Source organism: Pseudomonas sp. AC463, from assembly GCF_979253585.1.
This window is the reverse complement of the sequence record NZ_CEEDDZ010000005.1, coordinates 242066-258219: the sequence shown is the minus strand read 5'-3', so window position 1 is coordinate 258219 and position 16154 is coordinate 242066. Positions and strand designations below refer to the sequence as shown.

The 16154-nt window shown below is 60.8% G+C and carries 15 protein-coding genes and 1 tRNA gene; 9 read left to right on the top strand and 7 right to left on the bottom strand.

Annotated features, from left to right (window positions below; translation table 11 throughout):
• The first annotated feature begins 126 nt into the window (after positions 1 to 126).
• From AC0IYH_RS08430 to AC0IYH_RS08415, 4 genes are read left to right on the top strand one after another with little or no spacing between them, the layout of a single operon-like run.
• Positions 127 to 1422, top strand: a complete 1296-nt coding sequence (locus AC0IYH_RS08430; protein WP_471833832.1) for a murein hydrolase activator EnvC family protein — start codon at positions 127 to 129, stop codon at positions 1420 to 1422.
• A gap of 30 nt (positions 1423 to 1452) precedes the next feature.
• Positions 1453 to 2769, top strand: coding sequence for a S41 family peptidase (locus AC0IYH_RS08425; RefSeq protein ID WP_116627504.1), 1317 nt, complete (start codon positions 1453 to 1455; stop codon positions 2767 to 2769).
• 1 nt (position 2770) lies between these two features.
• A complete protein-coding gene (locus AC0IYH_RS08420) occupies positions 2771 to 3544 on the top strand; it encodes a divergent polysaccharide deacetylase family protein (protein ID WP_122774894.1) in 774 nt (257 codons plus the stop codon).
• Positions 3463 to 4968: a Vps62-related protein gene (locus AC0IYH_RS08415; protein ID WP_471833829.1), complete on the top strand. Its 1506-nt coding sequence runs from the start codon at positions 3463 to 3465 to the stop codon at positions 4966 to 4968. Before AC0IYH_RS08420 ends, AC0IYH_RS08415 begins: the two co-directional genes overlap by 82 nt.
• Here the strand turns inward: AC0IYH_RS08415 and AC0IYH_RS08410 are convergent.
• From AC0IYH_RS08410 to AC0IYH_RS08380, 7 genes are all read right to left on the bottom strand, one after another.
• Complete coding sequence (locus AC0IYH_RS08410; protein ID WP_471833827.1) at positions 4921 to 5676, bottom strand: substrate-binding periplasmic protein; 756 nt, start codon at positions 5674 to 5676, stop codon at positions 4921 to 4923. The genes AC0IYH_RS08415 and AC0IYH_RS08410 overlap by 48 nt on opposite strands.
• A gap of 66 nt (positions 5677 to 5742) precedes the next feature.
• Positions 5743 to 6513: an imidazole glycerol phosphate synthase subunit HisF gene (gene hisF / locus AC0IYH_RS08405; RefSeq protein ID WP_003171107.1), complete on the bottom strand. Its 771-nt coding sequence runs from the start codon at positions 6511 to 6513 to the stop codon at positions 5743 to 5745.
• 9 nt (positions 6514 to 6522) lie between these two features.
• Positions 6523 to 7260 carry a 1-(5-phosphoribosyl)-5-[(5-phosphoribosylamino)methylideneamino]imidazole-4-carboxamide isomerase gene (gene hisA / locus AC0IYH_RS08400; protein WP_008041005.1) on the bottom strand — a complete coding sequence of 246 codons (738 nt, stop codon included), beginning with the start codon at positions 7258 to 7260 and terminating at the stop codon, positions 6523 to 6525.
• 39 nt (positions 7261 to 7299) lie between these two features.
• On the bottom strand, positions 7300 to 7557 hold the full coding sequence (locus AC0IYH_RS08395; RefSeq protein ID WP_116627508.1) for a DUF2164 domain-containing protein: 258 nt from the start codon (positions 7555 to 7557) through the stop codon (positions 7300 to 7302).
• Positions 7558 to 8196, bottom strand: a complete 639-nt coding sequence (gene hisH, locus AC0IYH_RS08390) for an imidazole glycerol phosphate synthase subunit HisH (RefSeq protein ID WP_471833824.1) — start codon at positions 8194 to 8196, stop codon at positions 7558 to 7560.
• Positions 8196 to 8789, bottom strand: coding sequence for an imidazoleglycerol-phosphate dehydratase HisB (hisB, locus tag AC0IYH_RS08385; protein WP_003218037.1), 594 nt, complete (start codon positions 8787 to 8789; stop codon positions 8196 to 8198). Before hisB ends, hisH begins: the two co-directional genes overlap by 1 nt.
• Positions 8790 to 8985: 196 nt before the next feature.
• Entirely contained in the window at positions 8986 to 10647 is a 1662-nt protein-coding gene (locus AC0IYH_RS08380; RefSeq protein ID WP_116627510.1) for an OFA family MFS transporter, read from the bottom strand.
• A 327-nt stretch (positions 10648 to 10974) separates the two neighbouring features.
• On the opposite strand from AC0IYH_RS08380, the gene AC0IYH_RS08375 reads away from it, so the two are divergent.
• The 5 genes from AC0IYH_RS08375 (at position 10975) to AC0IYH_RS08355 (ending at position 16140) form a co-directional block, all read left to right on the top strand.
• Positions 10975 to 13188, top strand: a complete 2214-nt coding sequence (locus AC0IYH_RS08375) for an AsmA family protein (RefSeq protein ID WP_471833821.1) — start codon at positions 10975 to 10977, stop codon at positions 13186 to 13188.
• Positions 13185 to 14252 carry an A/G-specific adenine glycosylase gene (gene mutY / locus AC0IYH_RS08370; protein WP_116627512.1) on the top strand — a complete coding sequence of 356 codons (1068 nt, stop codon included), beginning with the start codon at positions 13185 to 13187 and terminating at the stop codon, positions 14250 to 14252. The genes AC0IYH_RS08375 and mutY overlap by 4 nt, the downstream gene beginning before the upstream one ends.
• Positions 14249 to 14521 carry an oxidative damage protection protein gene (locus AC0IYH_RS08365; protein WP_025859455.1) on the top strand — a complete coding sequence of 91 codons (273 nt, stop codon included), beginning with the start codon at positions 14249 to 14251 and terminating at the stop codon, positions 14519 to 14521. Before mutY ends, AC0IYH_RS08365 begins: the two co-directional genes overlap by 4 nt.
• 103 nt (positions 14522 to 14624) lie before the next feature.
• Positions 14625 to 14700 (top strand) — tRNA-Phe (locus tag AC0IYH_RS08360).
• Between the two features lie 279 nt (positions 14701 to 14979).
• Entirely contained in the window at positions 14980 to 16140 is a 1161-nt protein-coding gene (locus AC0IYH_RS08355; protein ID WP_471833819.1) for a Fic family protein, read from the top strand.
• The last annotated feature ends 14 nt before the right edge of the window (positions 16141 to 16154 follow it).

Below are 16154 nucleotides of genomic sequence, written 5' to 3'. Positions count from 1 at the left end.
AGATGTCCTATTGCCATACCGGCGCCACTCGGAACCTATCTTGCCTTCCAGCCCGAATTGGGCGTTTTTTTTGCCGCAGTTGGCGGGCATACTAGGCCGTCCATTTCCCTGGTGTCGCCCGCCTCTATGCTTCGCGCCTTGATTACCCTTGCTCTTGTCTGCCTGCTCCAACCGGCGTTTGCCGATGAGCGCGCACAAACCCAACAACAGTTGGACGCTACGCGTCAGGACATTACCGAGCTGAAAAAACTGCTCGGCAAGCTCCAGGAAGAAAAATCCGGCGTGCAAAAAGACCTGCGCGGTACGGAAACCGAGATGGGCAAGCTGGAGAAGCAGGTCCAGGAGCTACAAAAAGAATTAAAGAAGAGCGAGTCGGAACTGGAGCGACTCGACGCTGAGAAAAAAAAACTCCAGAGCGCACGCGTTGAACAGCAACGCCTGATCGCGATCCAGGCCCGCGCCGCTTACCAGAGCGGCCGCCAGGAATACCTCAAGCTGCTGCTCAACCAGCAGAACCCCGAGAAATTCGCGCGCACCCTGACCTACTACGACTACCTGAGCAAAGCCCGCCTGGAGCAATTGAAAAGCTTCAACGAGACCCTGCGCCAGCTGGTCAATGTCGAACAGGAAATCGCCAACCAGCAATCTCAGCTACAAGACCAGAAAAGCGCCCTCGACACCCAGCGCGACGAACTCGACAAGGTGCGCAAGGAGCGCCAGCTGGCCCTGGCCAAGCTCAATGACGACGTAAAGGCCCGCGACGCCAAGCTGCAGGCCCGCGAGCAGGACCAGGCTGACCTGGGCAAAGTCCTCAAGACTATCGAAGAAACCCTGGCCCGCCAGGCACGCGAGGCTGAAGAAGCGCGGCAAAAAGCGCTGATCGCCCAGCAGGAAGCCGAAAAAAAGCGCCAGCGTGAGGCCGAACTGGCAGCCACCAGCGATGCGCCGGCACCGCGCAAACCGGTGCATTCAGCACCCGGCCCGCTGGTTTCCAGCGCCGGCGAGTCGTTTGGTGGCCCTTTTGCTTCAGCCCGCGGCAAACTTCCATGGCCAGTTGATGGTCGACTACTGGCACGCTTCGGTGAAACCCGTGGCGATGACACCCGCGCCAAGTGGGACGGAGTGATGATCAGCGCCTCCGCCGGCAGCCAGGTCCACGCCGTCCACGGTGGGCGCGTGGTGTTTGCCGATTGGTTGCGGGGCGCCGGTTTGCTGGTGATTCTTGACCACGGTAATGGCTATTTGAGTCTTTACGGCCACAATCAGACTTTACTCAAGTCGGCAGGTGATGTTGTAAAAGCCGGTGAATCCATCTCCACTGTGGGTAACAGTGGTGGCCAGGACACTCCGGCGCTGTACTTCGCTATTCGTCAGCAGGGTCGCCCGAGCGATCCCGCACAATGGTGCCGTTCCCAAGGATAGGGCCGCATCTACATTAGGAGTTCGTTCGACATGCTGCATTTGTCCCGCCTCACTTCGCTGGCCCTGACGATCGCCCTGGTGATCGGCGCGCCGCTGGCTTTTGCCGACCAGGCCGCCCCGGCTGCACCTGCCGCCACCGCCGCGACCACCAAGGCGCCGTTGCCGCTGGACGAGCTGCGTACCTTTGCCGAGGTCATGGACCGGATCAAGGCAGCCTATGTCGAACCCGTAGACGACAAGACCCTGCTGGAAAACGCGATCAAGGGCATGCTCAGCAACCTCGACCCGCACTCCGCCTACCTGGGCCCGGAAGATTTTGCCGAGCTGCAGGAAAGCACCAGCGGCGAGTTCGGCGGCCTGGGCATCGAAGTGGGCGCCGAAGACGGCAACATCAAGGTCGTCTCGCCGATCGATGACACCCCGGCATCCAAGGCCGGTATCCAGGCTGGCGACTTTATCGTCAAGATCAACGGCCAGCCGACCCGTGGCCAGACCATGACCGAAGCCGTCGACAAGATGCGCGGCAAGATCGGCCAGAAAATCACCCTGACCCTGGTGCGCGACGGCGGCAACCCGTTCGACGTGACGCTGACCCGCGCGACCATCGTGGTCAAGAGCGTGAAGAGCCAGCTGCTGGAGTCGGGCTACGGCTACATCCGCATCACTCAGTTCCAGGTCAAGACCGGCGACGAAGTGGCCAAGGCCCTGGCCAAGCTGCGCAAGGACAACGGCAAGAAGCTCAGCGGCATCGTGCTCGACCTGCGCAACAACCCGGGCGGCGTACTGCAATCGGCGGTGGAAGTGGTCGACCACTTCATCACCAAAGGCCTGATCGTCTACACCAAGGGCCGTATCGCCAACTCCGAGTTGCGTTTCTCGGCCACAGGCAACGACCTCAGCGAAAACGTGCCGCTGGCCGTACTGATCAACGGCGGCAGCGCCTCGGCTTCGGAAATCGTCGCCGGCGCCCTGCAAGACCAGAAACGCGGCGTGCTGATGGGCACCACCAGCTTCGGCAAAGGCTCGGTGCAAACCGTGCTGCCGCTGAACAACGATCGCGCACTGAAGATCACCACTGCGCTGTACTACACGCCGAACGGCCGATCGATCCAGGCCCAGGGTATCGTGCCGGACATCGAAGTGCGCAAGGCCAAGATCACCAACGAGATCGACAGCGAATACTACAAAGAGGCGGACCTGCAAGGTCACCTGGGCAATGGCAACGGCGGTGCCGACCAGCCGACCGGCAGCGGCGCCAAAGCCAAGCCGATGCCGCAGGACGACGACTACCAGCTGGCCCAGGCGCTGAGCCTGCTCAAAGGCCTGAGCATCACACGCAGCCGTTGATATGCGTTTTGCCCTGATCATCGCCCTGCTGTGCAGCCTGGCAGGGGTCGCCCACGCGGCCCCTGCCGGCGAGCCACGCAAAGCCTACCTCACCTTGATCATCGACGACCTGGGGCAAAACCTGCCCCGGGATCGGCGCGTACTCGCCCTGCCCGGCCCGGTGACCACGGCGATCATGCCCGACACGCCCCACGCCGCGCAGTTCGCTCGCGAGGCCCACAAGGCCGGCAAGATAGTGATCCTGCACATGCCCATGGACCCGGCCACCGGCCCGTTCGCCTGGCACCCTGAGCTGTCCATCGAAGAGCTGGGCAAGCGCCTGGACGCGGCCTTCAATGCCGTGCCCTTCACCGCCGGCATCAACAACCACATGGGCAGCCGCATGACCGCGCAACCCGAGGCCATGGCCTGGTTGATGGGCGAATTGCAACGGCGCCACAAGTTCTTCGTCGACAGCCGCACCAGCGCCAAAACGGTCGCCGCTGCCGAAGCGCAGAAAATCGGCTTGGCCAGTGTCTCGCGCGATGTCTTCCTCGATGACGAGCGCACCGAAGCGGCGATCACCACCCAACTGCAAACCGCGATCAAGCTGGCCCACAAGCAGGGTTCGGCGGTGATGATCGGCCACCCGTACCCGCAAACCCTTGCGGTACTGGAGCGCGAACTGCCCAAGCTCAAAGCCCAGGGCGTCGAGTGGATCGATATCAAGTCGATGATCGGCCTGCGCAGCAACCAGGCAATGGCCGGCCACGGCAAAAATGGCACCTACCGCTAGTTTGTTGCGCCCTATATAGCTACCGCTTGGCCCTGCGCCAACTGCTCGATAGTTGGCCCTTGAACCAACTGGAGAGCATCGCTATGAACTCGCTTCAATTCAAAGACCTGCTGATCAACTTCACCACCGAATTCCATCTGCTCTGGAATGACAAAGGCTCTGGCGCGCATATGTCCGCCAGCTTCTGGCGCCCTGAAACCTCCGCCAACCACCTGAACAACTATTTTTCGTTGGGTGATATTGCCGTTGAGGGCTACAGCCAGATCAACAACCGCCGGATTATCGCGGTGGTCAGCGATGCCAACGCCGTCAACGGCACCGCCCTGCGCCCGCCCGAGCGCCTGGCCGCCGTGTGGAATAACAAAGGTTCCAAAGGCGCCGCCGAAATCTCGGTGTGGAGGCCGATCCCGCCAGCCGGCTACGTGGCAATGGGCAACGTCTGCAGCGTGGGTTACGACAGCCCTCCTCTCACCACCATTCGCTGTGTCAGGGCCGACCTGGTCATCGCTTCACACTTGGCCGAGGTCATCTGGAGCGACAAGGGCAGCGGCGCGCTCATGGATTTCAGCGCCTGGGATATCGTCCCGCCCGAAGCACAGCCTGGAGAAGCCTATCTCTCCCCCGGAACATTCTTCGGCGTGGGGGGCTACGCAAGATTGCAAACACCCGGCCTGGTTCACTCGCTAAGAGTCGAACTGCCGCTGCTGCTGAGTGACATGCCGCCACCACCCGCCCCCCGGCCCGGCGCGGAACCGACCGAAACGCCTGCCGACGCAACGGTCCACTGTTGCGAACTGCCGTGGTTTGCAGTGCGAGACTGGGAGCTGAAGCCGACTGAGCAGTTGAAGTTGTCGCCGACCTATCGGCTGGAACGCAGCGATCAATATCAACAGGTCGGCGTGGGCGTCAACGCAGCCGACACCAACCAAACCTACAACTGGCGCACCGCCAAAGGCGAAATCGGCAACGAGTCGCTGACACTCTCCCTGAGCACGGGCATCGTACTGGCACATGCCTGGTCGATGCGGTCGCACCTCGCGAAGTCGCATTTCTCGGCGAGGTTCAACAGCGAACTGGTGCACACGGGTAAATCGTCCAAGGGCTGGTCCCAGACAGCTTTCGCCGACATCGCCGCCTACATTCCAGCCAACAAAACCGTTGCGGCCTATGTGATCCGCAGCGAATACAAATTGCTGCGCGCCGATGGCAGCCAATTGGCAACCACCGTCAGCTACGTCAACGCAGAGCAGGTGCACTTTCGGGAATCGCTGCCGGCCGAAGCCACAACCGACAATGAGCTTGCCTCCCTGCTGCCGGCATTGGAACCCGTGACGCCGGATGAATTACCCGTCCAGGTTCCGGAGGTGGATGCCGCCCTAGAGATAGCGCCCAGTGATATCAGCGACGATTCCCTCTTTCTTTAACTGATCGAGGGCGGCCTGCAGTTTGGCCACGGTCTCATCCGGCACATTCTTGTTCAGCGCCAGGTACAGCTCGGCACTGTTGAAGCGCAGCACGGTCTTGAGCCCGGTCACCCCGACCTGGCGTGCCAGATAACGGCCCGCCGGGTCGCCGGTGGCCCACAGGTCGATCTGGCCATCCATCAGCTTTTGCGCGTTGTCCTGGTCGCGCAGCACCACCAGGGGGTTGAGGCCCTGTTTCTCCAGGGTTTCGGCGATGGCATCGCCTTTATACGCGCCGATCTTGTAGCGGCGCGCATGCTCAAGGTCGTTGAGCTGGATCTTGCTGTCGGCCTTGGCCAGCATCACCCAGTCATCCGGGCCGATTGGGCCGACCCATTTGAACAGCGCTTCGCGATCCGGCAGGCGCGCCATCACGAATACGCCGTAACCGGGTTTTTCCAGGGCGAGTTTGTAGATTCGCTCCCAAGGGAAACGCAGAGTCAGGTTGTAGGAAATGCCGGCACGCTTGAAGGTCTCGCGGACGATGTCCACGGCGATGCCTTCGATGTTTTCTTCCTTGGCGAAATTCTTGCCGTTCTTGGCCATGTTGTAAGGCGGGAAATTTTCCGTCAGCAACACCAGGGCGGCGTCAGACGGTTCTTCGGCGTGAGCCGAACCTGCCAACAGCAGGGAGGTCGTGGCGAGGGCAAGCAGCAGGGTCTTGTACATGAAGGCTACCGGAATCCATGGCAAGCGCAGAGAGTGCCGCGCGCCTGCCATGGTGTCCAGCAACGTTTAACGAACGACGATACCGCGCGCCGCCATGTAGGCCTTGGCCTCGGGAACCGTGTATTCGCCAAAGTGGAAAATGCTCGCCGCCAGCACCGCGCTGGCGTGGCCTTCGATCACGCCGTCGGCCAGGTGTTGCAGGTTGCCGACACCGCCCGAAGCGATCACCGGAATACCCAGCGCGTCGCTGATGGCGCGGGTCACGCCGAGGTCGAAGCCGTTTTTCATGCCGTCCTGATCCATGCTGGTCAGCAGGATTTCACCGGCGCCCAGGCCTTCCATCTTCATCGCCCACTCCACCGCGTCCAGGCCGGTCGGCTTGCGACCGCCATGGGTGAAGATTTCCCAGCGCGGGGTTTCGCCCGGGCCGGAAACCTTCTTGGCATCGATAGCGACCACGATGCATTGCGAACCGAAATGCTGCGCGGCTTCGCCGACAAACTCCGGGTTGAACACCGCGGCGGTGTTGATCGAGACCTTGTCCGCGCCGGCATTGAGCAGGTTGCGGATGTCTTGCACGGTGCGCACGCCGCCGCCCACGGTCAGCGGGATAAACACCTGGCTGGCCATCCGCTCGACGGTATGCAAGGTGGTGTCGCGGCCGTCGACGCTGGCGGTGATGTCGAGGAAGGTAATCTCGTCGGCCCCCTGCTCATCGTAGCGACGGGCGATTTCCACCGGGTCGCCGGCATCACGGATGTTCTCGAACTTCACACCTTTGACGACCCGGCCGTTGTCCACGTCCAGGCAAGGGATGATGCGTTTGGCCAGCGCCATGGTCAGTCCTCAGCCTTTGTACGAGTCGCAGAAAGCTTGAGCTTCCGCAACGTCGAGGGTGCCTTCATAGATCGCGCGGCCGGTGATGGCGCCGATGATGCCAGGCGCCTTGGCGTCCAGCAGCGACTTGATGTCGCCCAGGTTGTGAATGCCGCCGGACGCGATGACCGGAATCTTCGTGGCCGCCGCCAGCGCAGCGGTGAAGGGTACGTTGCAGCCCTGCATCATGCCGTCTTTGGCGATGTCGGTATAAACGATGGCGGACACGCCGTCAGCTTCGAACTGCTTGGCCAGGTCGATCACCTGCACGGTGCTGATTTCAGCCCAGCCGTCGGTGGCGACAAAACCGTCTTTGGCGTCCAGGCCGACGATGACCTTGCCAGGGAACGCACGGCAGGCTTCGGCGACGAACGCCGGGTCTTTCACCGCCTTGGTGCCGATGATCACGTAGCTCACGCCAGCCTTGACGTAGTGCTCGATGGTTTCCAGGGAGCGGATGCCGCCGCCGATCTGGATCGGCAGGTTCGGGTAGCGCTTGGCAATCGCGGTGACCACTTCGCCGTTGACTGGCTGGCCTTCGAAGGCGCCGTTCAAGTCCACCAGATGCAGACGACGGCAGCCCCCTTCCACCCATTTGGCAGCCATGCTCACCGGGTCATCGGAGAACACGGTGGAGTCTTCCATACGGCCTTGGCGCAGACGTACGCAGGCGCCGTCCTTGAGATCGATAGCGGGGATAATCAGCATCTGGCAAACCTTATTCGATATTCAGCAATGCTTGGGAAATCAGGGTTTCTCAAGCGACCACAGGTCAATTTCGATGCTTTCGAACCTTTCTTTAAGGAGCGTCTGCGTGTCGAAAATCGCCCTGTTGTAATAGTGCGGAGCCACTTCAAGGGTGAACAGCTCAAGAATCTCGGCCACCTCGAACGAACCCAGCTTGAGTTCGAAGCGATCCTCCATGAACCGCTTGATCTTGTCGCCAGCCTCACGCTCCTGTTCGGGCGTGAGGTTCAGGATCGGCAGCTTCGGCTTCTTGGCCATTTACCAACGCCCGTCCCAGGCGGCGAAGTTCTGCAGCAACTGCAGGCCATGGGTATGGCTCTTCTCCGGGTGGAACTGCACGGCAAACCGCGAGCCTTCGGCCAGCGCGGCCGCGAAGTCGACGCCGTAGTGCCCGCAACCCACCACCTGGCGCGGGTTACCGGCGGCGATGTAGTAGCTGTGCACGAAGTAGAAACGCGCCATGTCCGGCACTTCGTGCCACAACGGGTGATCCACGGCCTGGCGAACTTCGTTCCAGCCCATGTGCGGGACTTTCAGGTGTTCGCCGTCTTCATGCAGGTCCTTGCCAAAGAACTTCACCTGGCCCGGGAACAGGCCGATGCAGTCGACGCCGTCGTTCTCTTCACTGCTGTCGAGCAAGGCTTGCATGCCCACGCAGATCCCGAGAAACGGGCGATCCTGGCTGACTTCGCGCACCAGGCTGTCAAAGCCCAGGCGGCGGATCTCGGCCATGCAATCGCGAATCGCGCCAACACCCGGAAACACAACCCGGTCGGCTTCGCGAATCACATTGGCATCGCTGGTGATCAGCACCTTGCCGGCGCCTACGTGCTCAAGGGCCTTGGCCACCGAGTGCAGGTTACCCATGCCGTAGTCGATAACCGCGACCGTCTGCATTACAGGACGCCCTTGGTCGACGGCATTTGCCCGGCCATGCGGTCATCCAGCTCTACGGCCATGCGCAGTGCGCGGCCGAAAGCCTTGAACACGGTTTCGATCTGGTGGTGGGTGTTGGTGCCACGCAGGTTGTCGATGTGCAGGCTGACCAGGGCGTGGTTGACGAAACCCTGGAAGAATTCCTGGAACAGGTCAACGTCGAAGCCGCCCACGGTGGCGCGGGTGTAGGGCACGTGCATCTGCAGGCCTGGGCGGCCGGAGAAGTCGATGACCACACGCGACAGCGCTTCGTCCAGCGGGACATAGGCGTGGCCGTAGCGACGGATGCCTTTTTTGTCGCCGATGGCCTTGGCGAAGGCCTGGCCGAGGGTGATGCCTACGTCTTCCACCGTGTGGTGGTCGTCGATATGCAGGTCGCCCTTGCTGACGATATCCAGGTCGATCAGCCCGTGACGGGCGATCTGGTCCAGCATGTGCTCAAGAAAAGGTACACCGATATCAAATCGGGCCTTTCCGGTGCCATCCAGGTTGATCGAGGCTTTGATCTGGGTTTCCAGAGTGTCGCGCTCGACGGACGCCTTACGTTCGGCCATCACCAGCTCCGCAAAATCATTGGGCGAAAAAGGCAGCCATTATAGGGGCGCGGGCGCTAAACAGAAACATCGAAGGGGATAAGACTGATGGAGTGTCGGAGATAGACATGTGCATACAACTGCGAACCCAGTTCTGAACACTCTGTACAGCCATTGTTGGAGGGGGCTTGCCCCCTCCAACAAGGTTCATGCGCTATTAGTGGAACAATACCGCCGTTTTCTGCAGGGTCACCCACACACCCCACGCCAACGGAATACCCACCACCAGCCAGGCGGCAATCGCCAATGGCTTGCTGCCAGGGGCGGCTTTCCATTCCAGGGAAGTGGAGGCATCAGCACCTTTGTCGTGGCCCAGCGCCTGTTCGGCTGCCAGTTCGGCGTCGGTCATGAAGTACTTGTCGGCCACCGGACGCACCAGCAGGTTGCAGATGAAACCCAGCACCAGCAAGCCGGCGAGAATGTACAAGGTGATGTCATAGGCTGCGGCGCGTTCAACGCCGATGCTCAGCTGATATTCACGCAGGTAGTTCACCAGCACCGGGCCCAATACGCCCGCCGCCGCCCATGCAGTCAGCAGTCGACCATGGATCGCGCCGACCATCTGCGTACCGAACAAGTCGGCCAGATAGGCAGGCACCGTCGCAAAACCACCGCCGTACATCGACAGGATGATGCAGAACGCAGCCACGAACAGCGCCACATTGCCCAGGTGCCCCAGGTTCGGGATCAGCGCATACAGGGCAAAGCCCAGGGCGAAGAACACGAAGTAGGTGTTTTTACGCCCCAGGTAGTCGGAGAACGACGCCCAGAAGAACCGCCCACCGATGTTGAACAGACTCAACAGCCCGGTGAAACCTGCAGCGATGGCCGCGATGGAGGCCAGTTGGCCGGCGTCCAGTTGGCCGAACGGCACGTCCACACCCAGCAACTTGCCGCCGAACACTTCCTGCAGCAGTGGCGAAGCCATGCCGAGGATGCCGATACCGGCCGACACGTTCAGGCACAGCACCAGCCATACCAGACGGAATTGCGGGGTTTTCCACGCCACGTTCACGTGCACGTGACGGTGAGTGATCATCGCATTGCTGGCTTTTTTCGCCGGCGCGGTCCAGCCCTCAGGCTTCCAGCCGGTTGGCGGAACGCGGTACGAAAGTGCACCGCCGATCATGAACACGAAGTAGATCGCGGCCATCACCAGGAAGCTCTGCCACACGCCCACGCTGGTTGGCGAGCCGAAGTGACCCATCAACGCTGCGGCCAGGGGGGCACCGACCATCGCGCCGCCGCCGAAACCCATGATCGCCATACCGGTGGCCATGCCACGCTTGTCCGGGAACCACTTGATCAGGGTCGACACGGGCGAGATATAGCCCAGGCCCAGGCCGATACCGCCAATGACCCCGGAACCGATCCACATCAGCCAGATCTGGTGGGTATAGATACCCAACGCCGAGATCAACAGGCCGCCACACCAGCACAGCGCCGATACAACGCCGGCCTTGCGCGGCCCGGCATGTTCCAGCCAGCCGCCCCAGATGGCTGCCGAGCAGCCCAGGAAGATGAAGAACAGGGTGTAGATCCAGCCCAGCATGGAGATGGGCCAGTCGCATTGGGACGAGAAGACTTGCGCGATAAAGCTCATGTCCGGCGCACAGGCAACCGGCTTGGTGATACCCAGAGCCTTGGACAGCGGCAACCAGAACACCGAAAAGCCATAGGCCATGCCGATGCAGAGGTGAATGGCCAGGGCGGCCGGTGGAACCAGCCAGCGGTTGAACCCGGGCTTGGCGATAATACGTTCCTTGGACAGGAACGCAGGCTGCGCGGCGCTATGGCCGGCCGCAGTGCTAGTGCTCATTGGTGTTTCCCCCAGTTATTAGTATGCGTCCGTCAGGCGCTCTCTCCCTCGGCCTTGCACGCAGAGCGTTGGCCGTTGTTGTTGAGTGAAGCTCCATTTTGGCGCGACGATAGGTCGCAGAAGGCGGACGAACACGCAGAGATTAGCACCTGCGGATGACAGAAAAACCAAACTGATATCACTTTTTTCAGTAAATCGGTTTTTTCTGACGCCAAAATCCTGTTCCCACGCCCCTGGATACAATGTAACGATCGGCGAACTGACGCCGACCGTCGGCGCGTTATACTCTGCGGCTAAATTTTGAAATCGACATACAAGGACTCGCCCATGAAAGCGTTCGGCAAAATCCTGGGTCTGGTACTTCTCGGGCTGTTGCTGATCATTGTGGCTCTGGGCTTTGCCCTGACCCACCTTTTCGATCCCAACGACTACAAAGAAGAGATTCGCCAGATAGCCCGCGACAAGGCCCACATCGAGCTGACGCTCAATGGCGATATCGGCTGGAGCCTGTTCCCCTGGCTCGGCCTGGAACTGCACGAAGCCAGCGTGGCAACCCTGACCACCCCGACCCAACCGTTCGCCGATCTGCAGATGCTCGGCCTGTCGGTGCGCGTACTGCCGCTGCTGCGCCGTGAAGTACAGATGAGCGACGTGCGCGTCGAAGGCCTGAACCTGCGCCTCAACCGCGACAAACAGGGCCATGGCAACTGGGAAGACATCGGCAAAAACGTGACGCAAGCCACCACTGACGGCACGCCGGCCCCGGCCGAGCCGGCACCCGAGGTCAAACCGGAAAAACCGGCCCAGCCCATCCGCCTGGATATCGACAGCCTGACGGTCAACAACGCCCGCGTCGAATACAACGACGAGCAGACCGGCAAGCAATTCAGCGCCGAGAGCATCCAGCTGAGCGCTGGCGCCGTGCACGAAGGCGCGAGCATTCCGGTGAAACTCACCGCATTCTTCGGCAGTAACCAGCCGGTGATGCGCGTGAAGACCGAGGTCAACGGCAACCTGCGCATCCAGCGCGCGCTCAAGCGCTACCAGTTCGAAGACATGAAGATTACCGGCGAGGCCACGGGCGAGCCGCTGCAAGGCAAGACCGTGACCTTCTCGACCCAGGGCCAGTTGCTGGTGGACCAGGCGGCGAACATTGCCGAGTGGACCAACCTGAAACTCTCGGCCAACCAGCTGCGCGCCTTGGGTGAACTGAAGGTCAATGACCTGGACAAGACCCCGCAGCTCAGCGGCGCGCTGTCCATCGCCCAGTTTGACCTGGCCAAGTTCCTCGACAGCGTCGGCAGCCCCCTGCCGCCGATGGCCGAGGGTAGCCTGAGCAAGGTCGAGCTGGTCAGCCGCCTCAAGGGCACGCCGACCAGCCTGGCCCTGGAAGACCTGAACCTGAAACTCGACGGCAGCACCTTCACCGGTCGCGTGGCTGTGGATGATTTCGCCAAGCAGTCGCTGCGAGTACAGCTCAAGGGCGACACCTTCAACGCCGACAACTACCTGCCGGCCAAATCCGAATCCGCCAAGGGCGCAACCGCCGCCCGCCAGGCCGAAGTGCAGAACAGCGAAGCCGGCGCGATGGCTGCCGGTGGCACCACACCGCTGCCGGACGCACCGACCAAAGGCGCCTGGAGCACCGACAAGCTGCTGCCCCTGGCGCACCTGCGCAAACTCGATGTAGACGCCGACCTGGCTTTCGGCCAACTGACCCTGAGTAAATTGCCGATCCAGAATGCCGCGCTGAAAGCCTCCGGCATCGACGGTCAGCTCAAGCTCGACACCCTCAGCGGCGGCCTCTACAACGGCACGCTCCAGGCCAACGGCACGCTCGATGTGCGCCAGGACATCCCGGTATTGGCGCTGCAAAGTCATATCAAGCAAGTGCCGGTCGAACGCATCCTGCAAGCCCAGGGGCAAACCCCGCCGGTGAAAGGCCAGGTCACCCTCGACAGCAACCTCACGGGCCGTGGCAACAGCCAGAAGGCGCTGATCGACAGCCTCAACGGCACGGCCAGCTTTGTGATCAACAATGGCGTGTTGCTCAACGCCAACCTTGAACAGCAACTGTGCACCGGCATCGCCCTGCTCAACCGCAAGACCCTGAGCAGCACGCCGCAAGGCAAGGACACACCCTTCCAGGAACTGCGCGGCAACCTCAATTTCCGTAACGGCGTGGCCAGCAACCCCGACCTGAAAGTGCGCATCCCGGGGCTGACGGTCAACGGCAACGGTGACGTCGACCTGCGCGTACTGGGCATGGATTACCGCGTCGGCATCATCGTCGAAGGCGATAAGCGCGACACGCCGGACCCGGCCTGTGAAGTGGGCTCCAACTTCCAGAACATCGAAGTCCCGCTGCGCTGCCGTGGCCCGCTGGAGCTGGGCGCCAAGGCTTGCCGCCTGGACAAGGACGGCTTGAGCCAGGTCGCGATCAAGGCGGCGGGCAACAAGCTCAGCGAGAAGCTGGAAGAGAAACTCGACAAGGTTAACCCACAGCTCAAAGATGCTTTGAAAGGCCTGTTCAAGCGATGAGAAACGAGCAGTTTTCAGAGGCGGTCCTCCATTGGTACGACCGCCACGGCCGCCACGACCTGCCTTGGCAACAGGGCATCACGCCGTACCGAGTGTGGGTGTCGGAGATCATGCTGCAGCAGACCCAGGTGAGCACCGTGCTCAATTACTTCGACCGGTTCATGGCCTCGCTGCCGACGGTCGAAGCCCTGGCCGCCGCGCCGGAAGATGAAGTGCTGCACCTGTGGACCGGCCTGGGCTACTACACCCGGGCGCGCAACCTGCAGAAGACCGCGAAGATTGTCGTAGCCGAATACGGCGGCGAGTTTCCCAAGGATGTTGAAAAGCTCACCGAACTGCCCGGCATCGGCCTGTCCACCGCCGGCGCGATCGCCAGCCTGAGCATGGGCCTGCGCGCGCCGATCCTGGATGGCAACGTCAAGCGTGTCCTGGCGCGTTTTACCGCGCAAGAGGGCTACCCAGGCGAGCCCAAGGTGGCCAAACAGCTGTGGGCCACGGCAGAGCGCTTCACGCCCCATGATCGCGTCAACGCCTACACCCAGGCCATGATGGACATGGGCGCCACCCTCTGCACCCGCAGCAAACCCAGCTGCCTGCTGTGCCCACTGGAAAAAGGCTGCGAAGCCCACATGCTCGGCCTGGAGACGCGCTACCCGATCCCCAAGCCGCGCAAGACCATCCCGCAGAAGCGCACGTTGATGCCGCTGCTGGCGAATGCCGAGGGCGCGATCCTGCTTTATCGCCGCCCGTCCACCGGCCTGTGGGGCGGTTTGTGGAGCTTGCCCGAGCTGGACGACTTCGCCGACCTGGAACACCTCGCCCACCAACACGCGCTCGAACTGGGCAAACACCAGGAACTGCCGGGGCTGGTCCACACCTTCAGCCACTTCCAACTGGCCATCGAACCCTGGCTGGTGCAGGTGGAGGAATCCGCCCATCACGTGGCCGAGGCCGACTGGCTCTGGTATAACCTCGCCACCCCGCCGCGCCTGGGCCTTGCCGCCCCGGTCAAGAAACTGCTGAAGCGCGCGGCCGACGTATTGAATGCAGGAGTGTCGTCATGACCCGCACGGTAATGTGCCGCAAGTACAAAGAAGAACTGCCAGGCCTGGAACGCCCTCCGTACCCAGGTGCCAAGGGCCAGGACATTTTCGAGCATATCTCTGCCCAGGCCTGGGGCGACTGGCTGAAACACCAGACCCTGCTGATCAACGAAAAGCGCCTGAACATGATGAACGCCGAAGATCGCAAATACCTGGCGGGCGAGATGGACAAGTTCTTTTCCGGCGAGGAATACGCCAAGGCCGACGGCTACGTGCCGCCTGCTCAATAATTGATCAAAAACCGGGGTCGGCACGTAAGCGACGGTAATAATTAAATATTTTTTGAAAACTTGCTTGACGACCCCCTGAAAAACCCGTTTAATGCGCCCCGTTGCCCAGATAGCTCAGTCGGTAGAGCAGGGGATTGAAAATCCCCGTGTCGGCGGTTCGATTCCGTCTCTGGGCACCACTAATTAGTTTCAGGTGGTGCAAACGTCATCTGAAACACACAAAAAACCCGCCTAGTGCGGGTTTTTTGTTGCCTGCTTTTTTAGCCTCACCATTTTGTCTCCCGTAAAGCACCCAGCCTGGCCGGCCGCGCCGCAATCTCGGTACCCATATGTGTACTTATCTCAACGAGACTTTTGAGATAACCTAGTTCCTATATAGGAACCATGCCCAGTATTTACGGGCATCGATGCAGAAAAATTTGAGATAACCCCTCAGTCTGCTAGAGATATCTTTCACTATGGCCGAGTTTCTTCACCACGATCTGGAGCTTTTGAACCCCTCCTTCGACTCAGGGCTGGTTGACGTGCTGAGTGAGCTGGAGCATCTGCGGCGCCTGCAACTAGGCGGCGATACACCGCCCGCGGTCTTCTTCCAGCTGAAAGATCTATTCCACACCCTGGAAAGCCTGGGGTCCGCCCGCATCGAGGGAAACCACACGACGCTGGCCGACTACATCGAAAGCAAAGTTGACGGGACAGCCGAAGGCTCCGATCAACTGCGCGAAATCGCAAATATCGAAAAAGCCATGGACTACGTTGAAAGCGTCGTTCAACCGGGCTCAGATCTGACCGAATTTGCTATTCGTGAACTTCATTCGATAACGGTTGAAGGGCTCAAGCGCGAAGGGGATCGTACGCCAGGGGCCTACCGTGAGGCAGGAGTACGCATAGCCCAGTCAGATCACCTACCCCCTGAGGCGGTGATGGTGCCGGGGTACATGCAAGAGTTGGTCGCCTTCGTGAACAAACAGGATGCACCAAAATACGATTTGATGAAGGTTGCACTCGCGCATCATCGATTCGGCTGGGTTCACCCCTTCGGCAACGGCAATGGCCGTGTCGTACGCCTTCTAACCTACGCACTGCTACTCAAATACGGTTTCAACGTGAGTACAGGGGGGCGAGTGCTCAACCCCACGGCGGTGTTTTGCATTGATCGAGACAAGTATTACCAAATGCTCTCTACCGCAGATACGGGCACCAAAGATGGCCTTGAAGCTTGGTGCACATATGTTTTGGGAGGCATCAGGGACGAGCTGGAGAAAGTCAGCAGGCTCACCGACTACCGCTACCTGACCAAACATATCCTCGCCCCAACCATTTCACTGGCAAAAGAGCGCGGATGGATAACGCCACTTGAAGAAAGAGTGCTGATCACGGCGATTCAGCTGAAAGTGGTCAAATCAAGCGATATCGCCGAGGCATTGCCGAATCTGTCCGCACCACAAAGAACCTACCAGATAAAAAAGCTGGTCGACCAAGGCATGTTACTCCCCATCAGTCCAGGCGCGCGGCAATACACAATCGGGTTCTCCAACAACTATTTGATCCGAGGCGTCATCAAGTCACTGCGCGACGAGGGCTTCATTCCCGAGCAACTGGATAAGCCCTACGCATGACCAAGGCCTACGCT

Excerpts from the sequence above, each read along its gene's own strand:
- AC0IYH_RS08430 (WP_471833832.1), top strand. The coding sequence starts at position 127 with ATGCTTCGCGCCTTGATTACCCTTGCTCTTGTCTGCCTGCTCCAACCG.
- AC0IYH_RS08425 (WP_116627504.1), top strand. The coding sequence starts at position 1,453 with ATGCTGCATTTGTCCCGCCTCACTTCGCTGGCCCTGACGATCGCCCTG.
- AC0IYH_RS08420 (WP_122774894.1), top strand. The coding sequence starts at position 2,771 with ATGCGTTTTGCCCTGATCATCGCCCTGCTGTGCAGCCTGGCAGGGGTC.
- AC0IYH_RS08410 (WP_471833827.1), bottom strand. The coding sequence starts at position 5,676 with ATGTACAAGACCCTGCTGCTTGCCCTCGCCACGACCTCCCTGCTGTTG.
- hisF (WP_003171107.1), bottom strand. The coding sequence starts at position 6,513 with ATGGCGCTGGCCAAACGCATCATCCCTTGCCTGGACGTGGACAACGGC.
- hisA (WP_008041005.1), bottom strand. The coding sequence starts at position 7,260 with ATGCTGATTATCCCCGCTATCGATCTCAAGGACGGCGCCTGCGTACGT.
- AC0IYH_RS08395 (WP_116627508.1), bottom strand. The coding sequence starts at position 7,557 with ATGGCCAAGAAGCCGAAGCTGCCGATCCTGAACCTCACGCCCGAACAG.
- hisH (WP_471833824.1), bottom strand. The coding sequence starts at position 8,196 with ATGCAGACGGTCGCGGTTATCGACTACGGCATGGGTAACCTGCACTCG.
- hisB (WP_003218037.1), bottom strand. The coding sequence starts at position 8,789 with ATGGCCGAACGTAAGGCGTCCGTCGAGCGCGACACTCTGGAAACCCAG.
- AC0IYH_RS08380 (WP_116627510.1), bottom strand. The coding sequence starts at position 10,647 with ATGAGCACTAGCACTGCGGCCGGCCATAGCGCCGCGCAGCCTGCGTTC.
- AC0IYH_RS08375 (WP_471833821.1), top strand. The coding sequence starts at position 10,975 with ATGAAAGCGTTCGGCAAAATCCTGGGTCTGGTACTTCTCGGGCTGTTG.
- mutY (WP_116627512.1), top strand. The coding sequence starts at position 13,185 with ATGAGAAACGAGCAGTTTTCAGAGGCGGTCCTCCATTGGTACGACCGC.
- AC0IYH_RS08365 (WP_025859455.1), top strand. The coding sequence starts at position 14,249 with ATGACCCGCACGGTAATGTGCCGCAAGTACAAAGAAGAACTGCCAGGC.
- AC0IYH_RS08355 (WP_471833819.1), top strand. The coding sequence starts at position 14,980 with ATGGCCGAGTTTCTTCACCACGATCTGGAGCTTTTGAACCCCTCCTTC.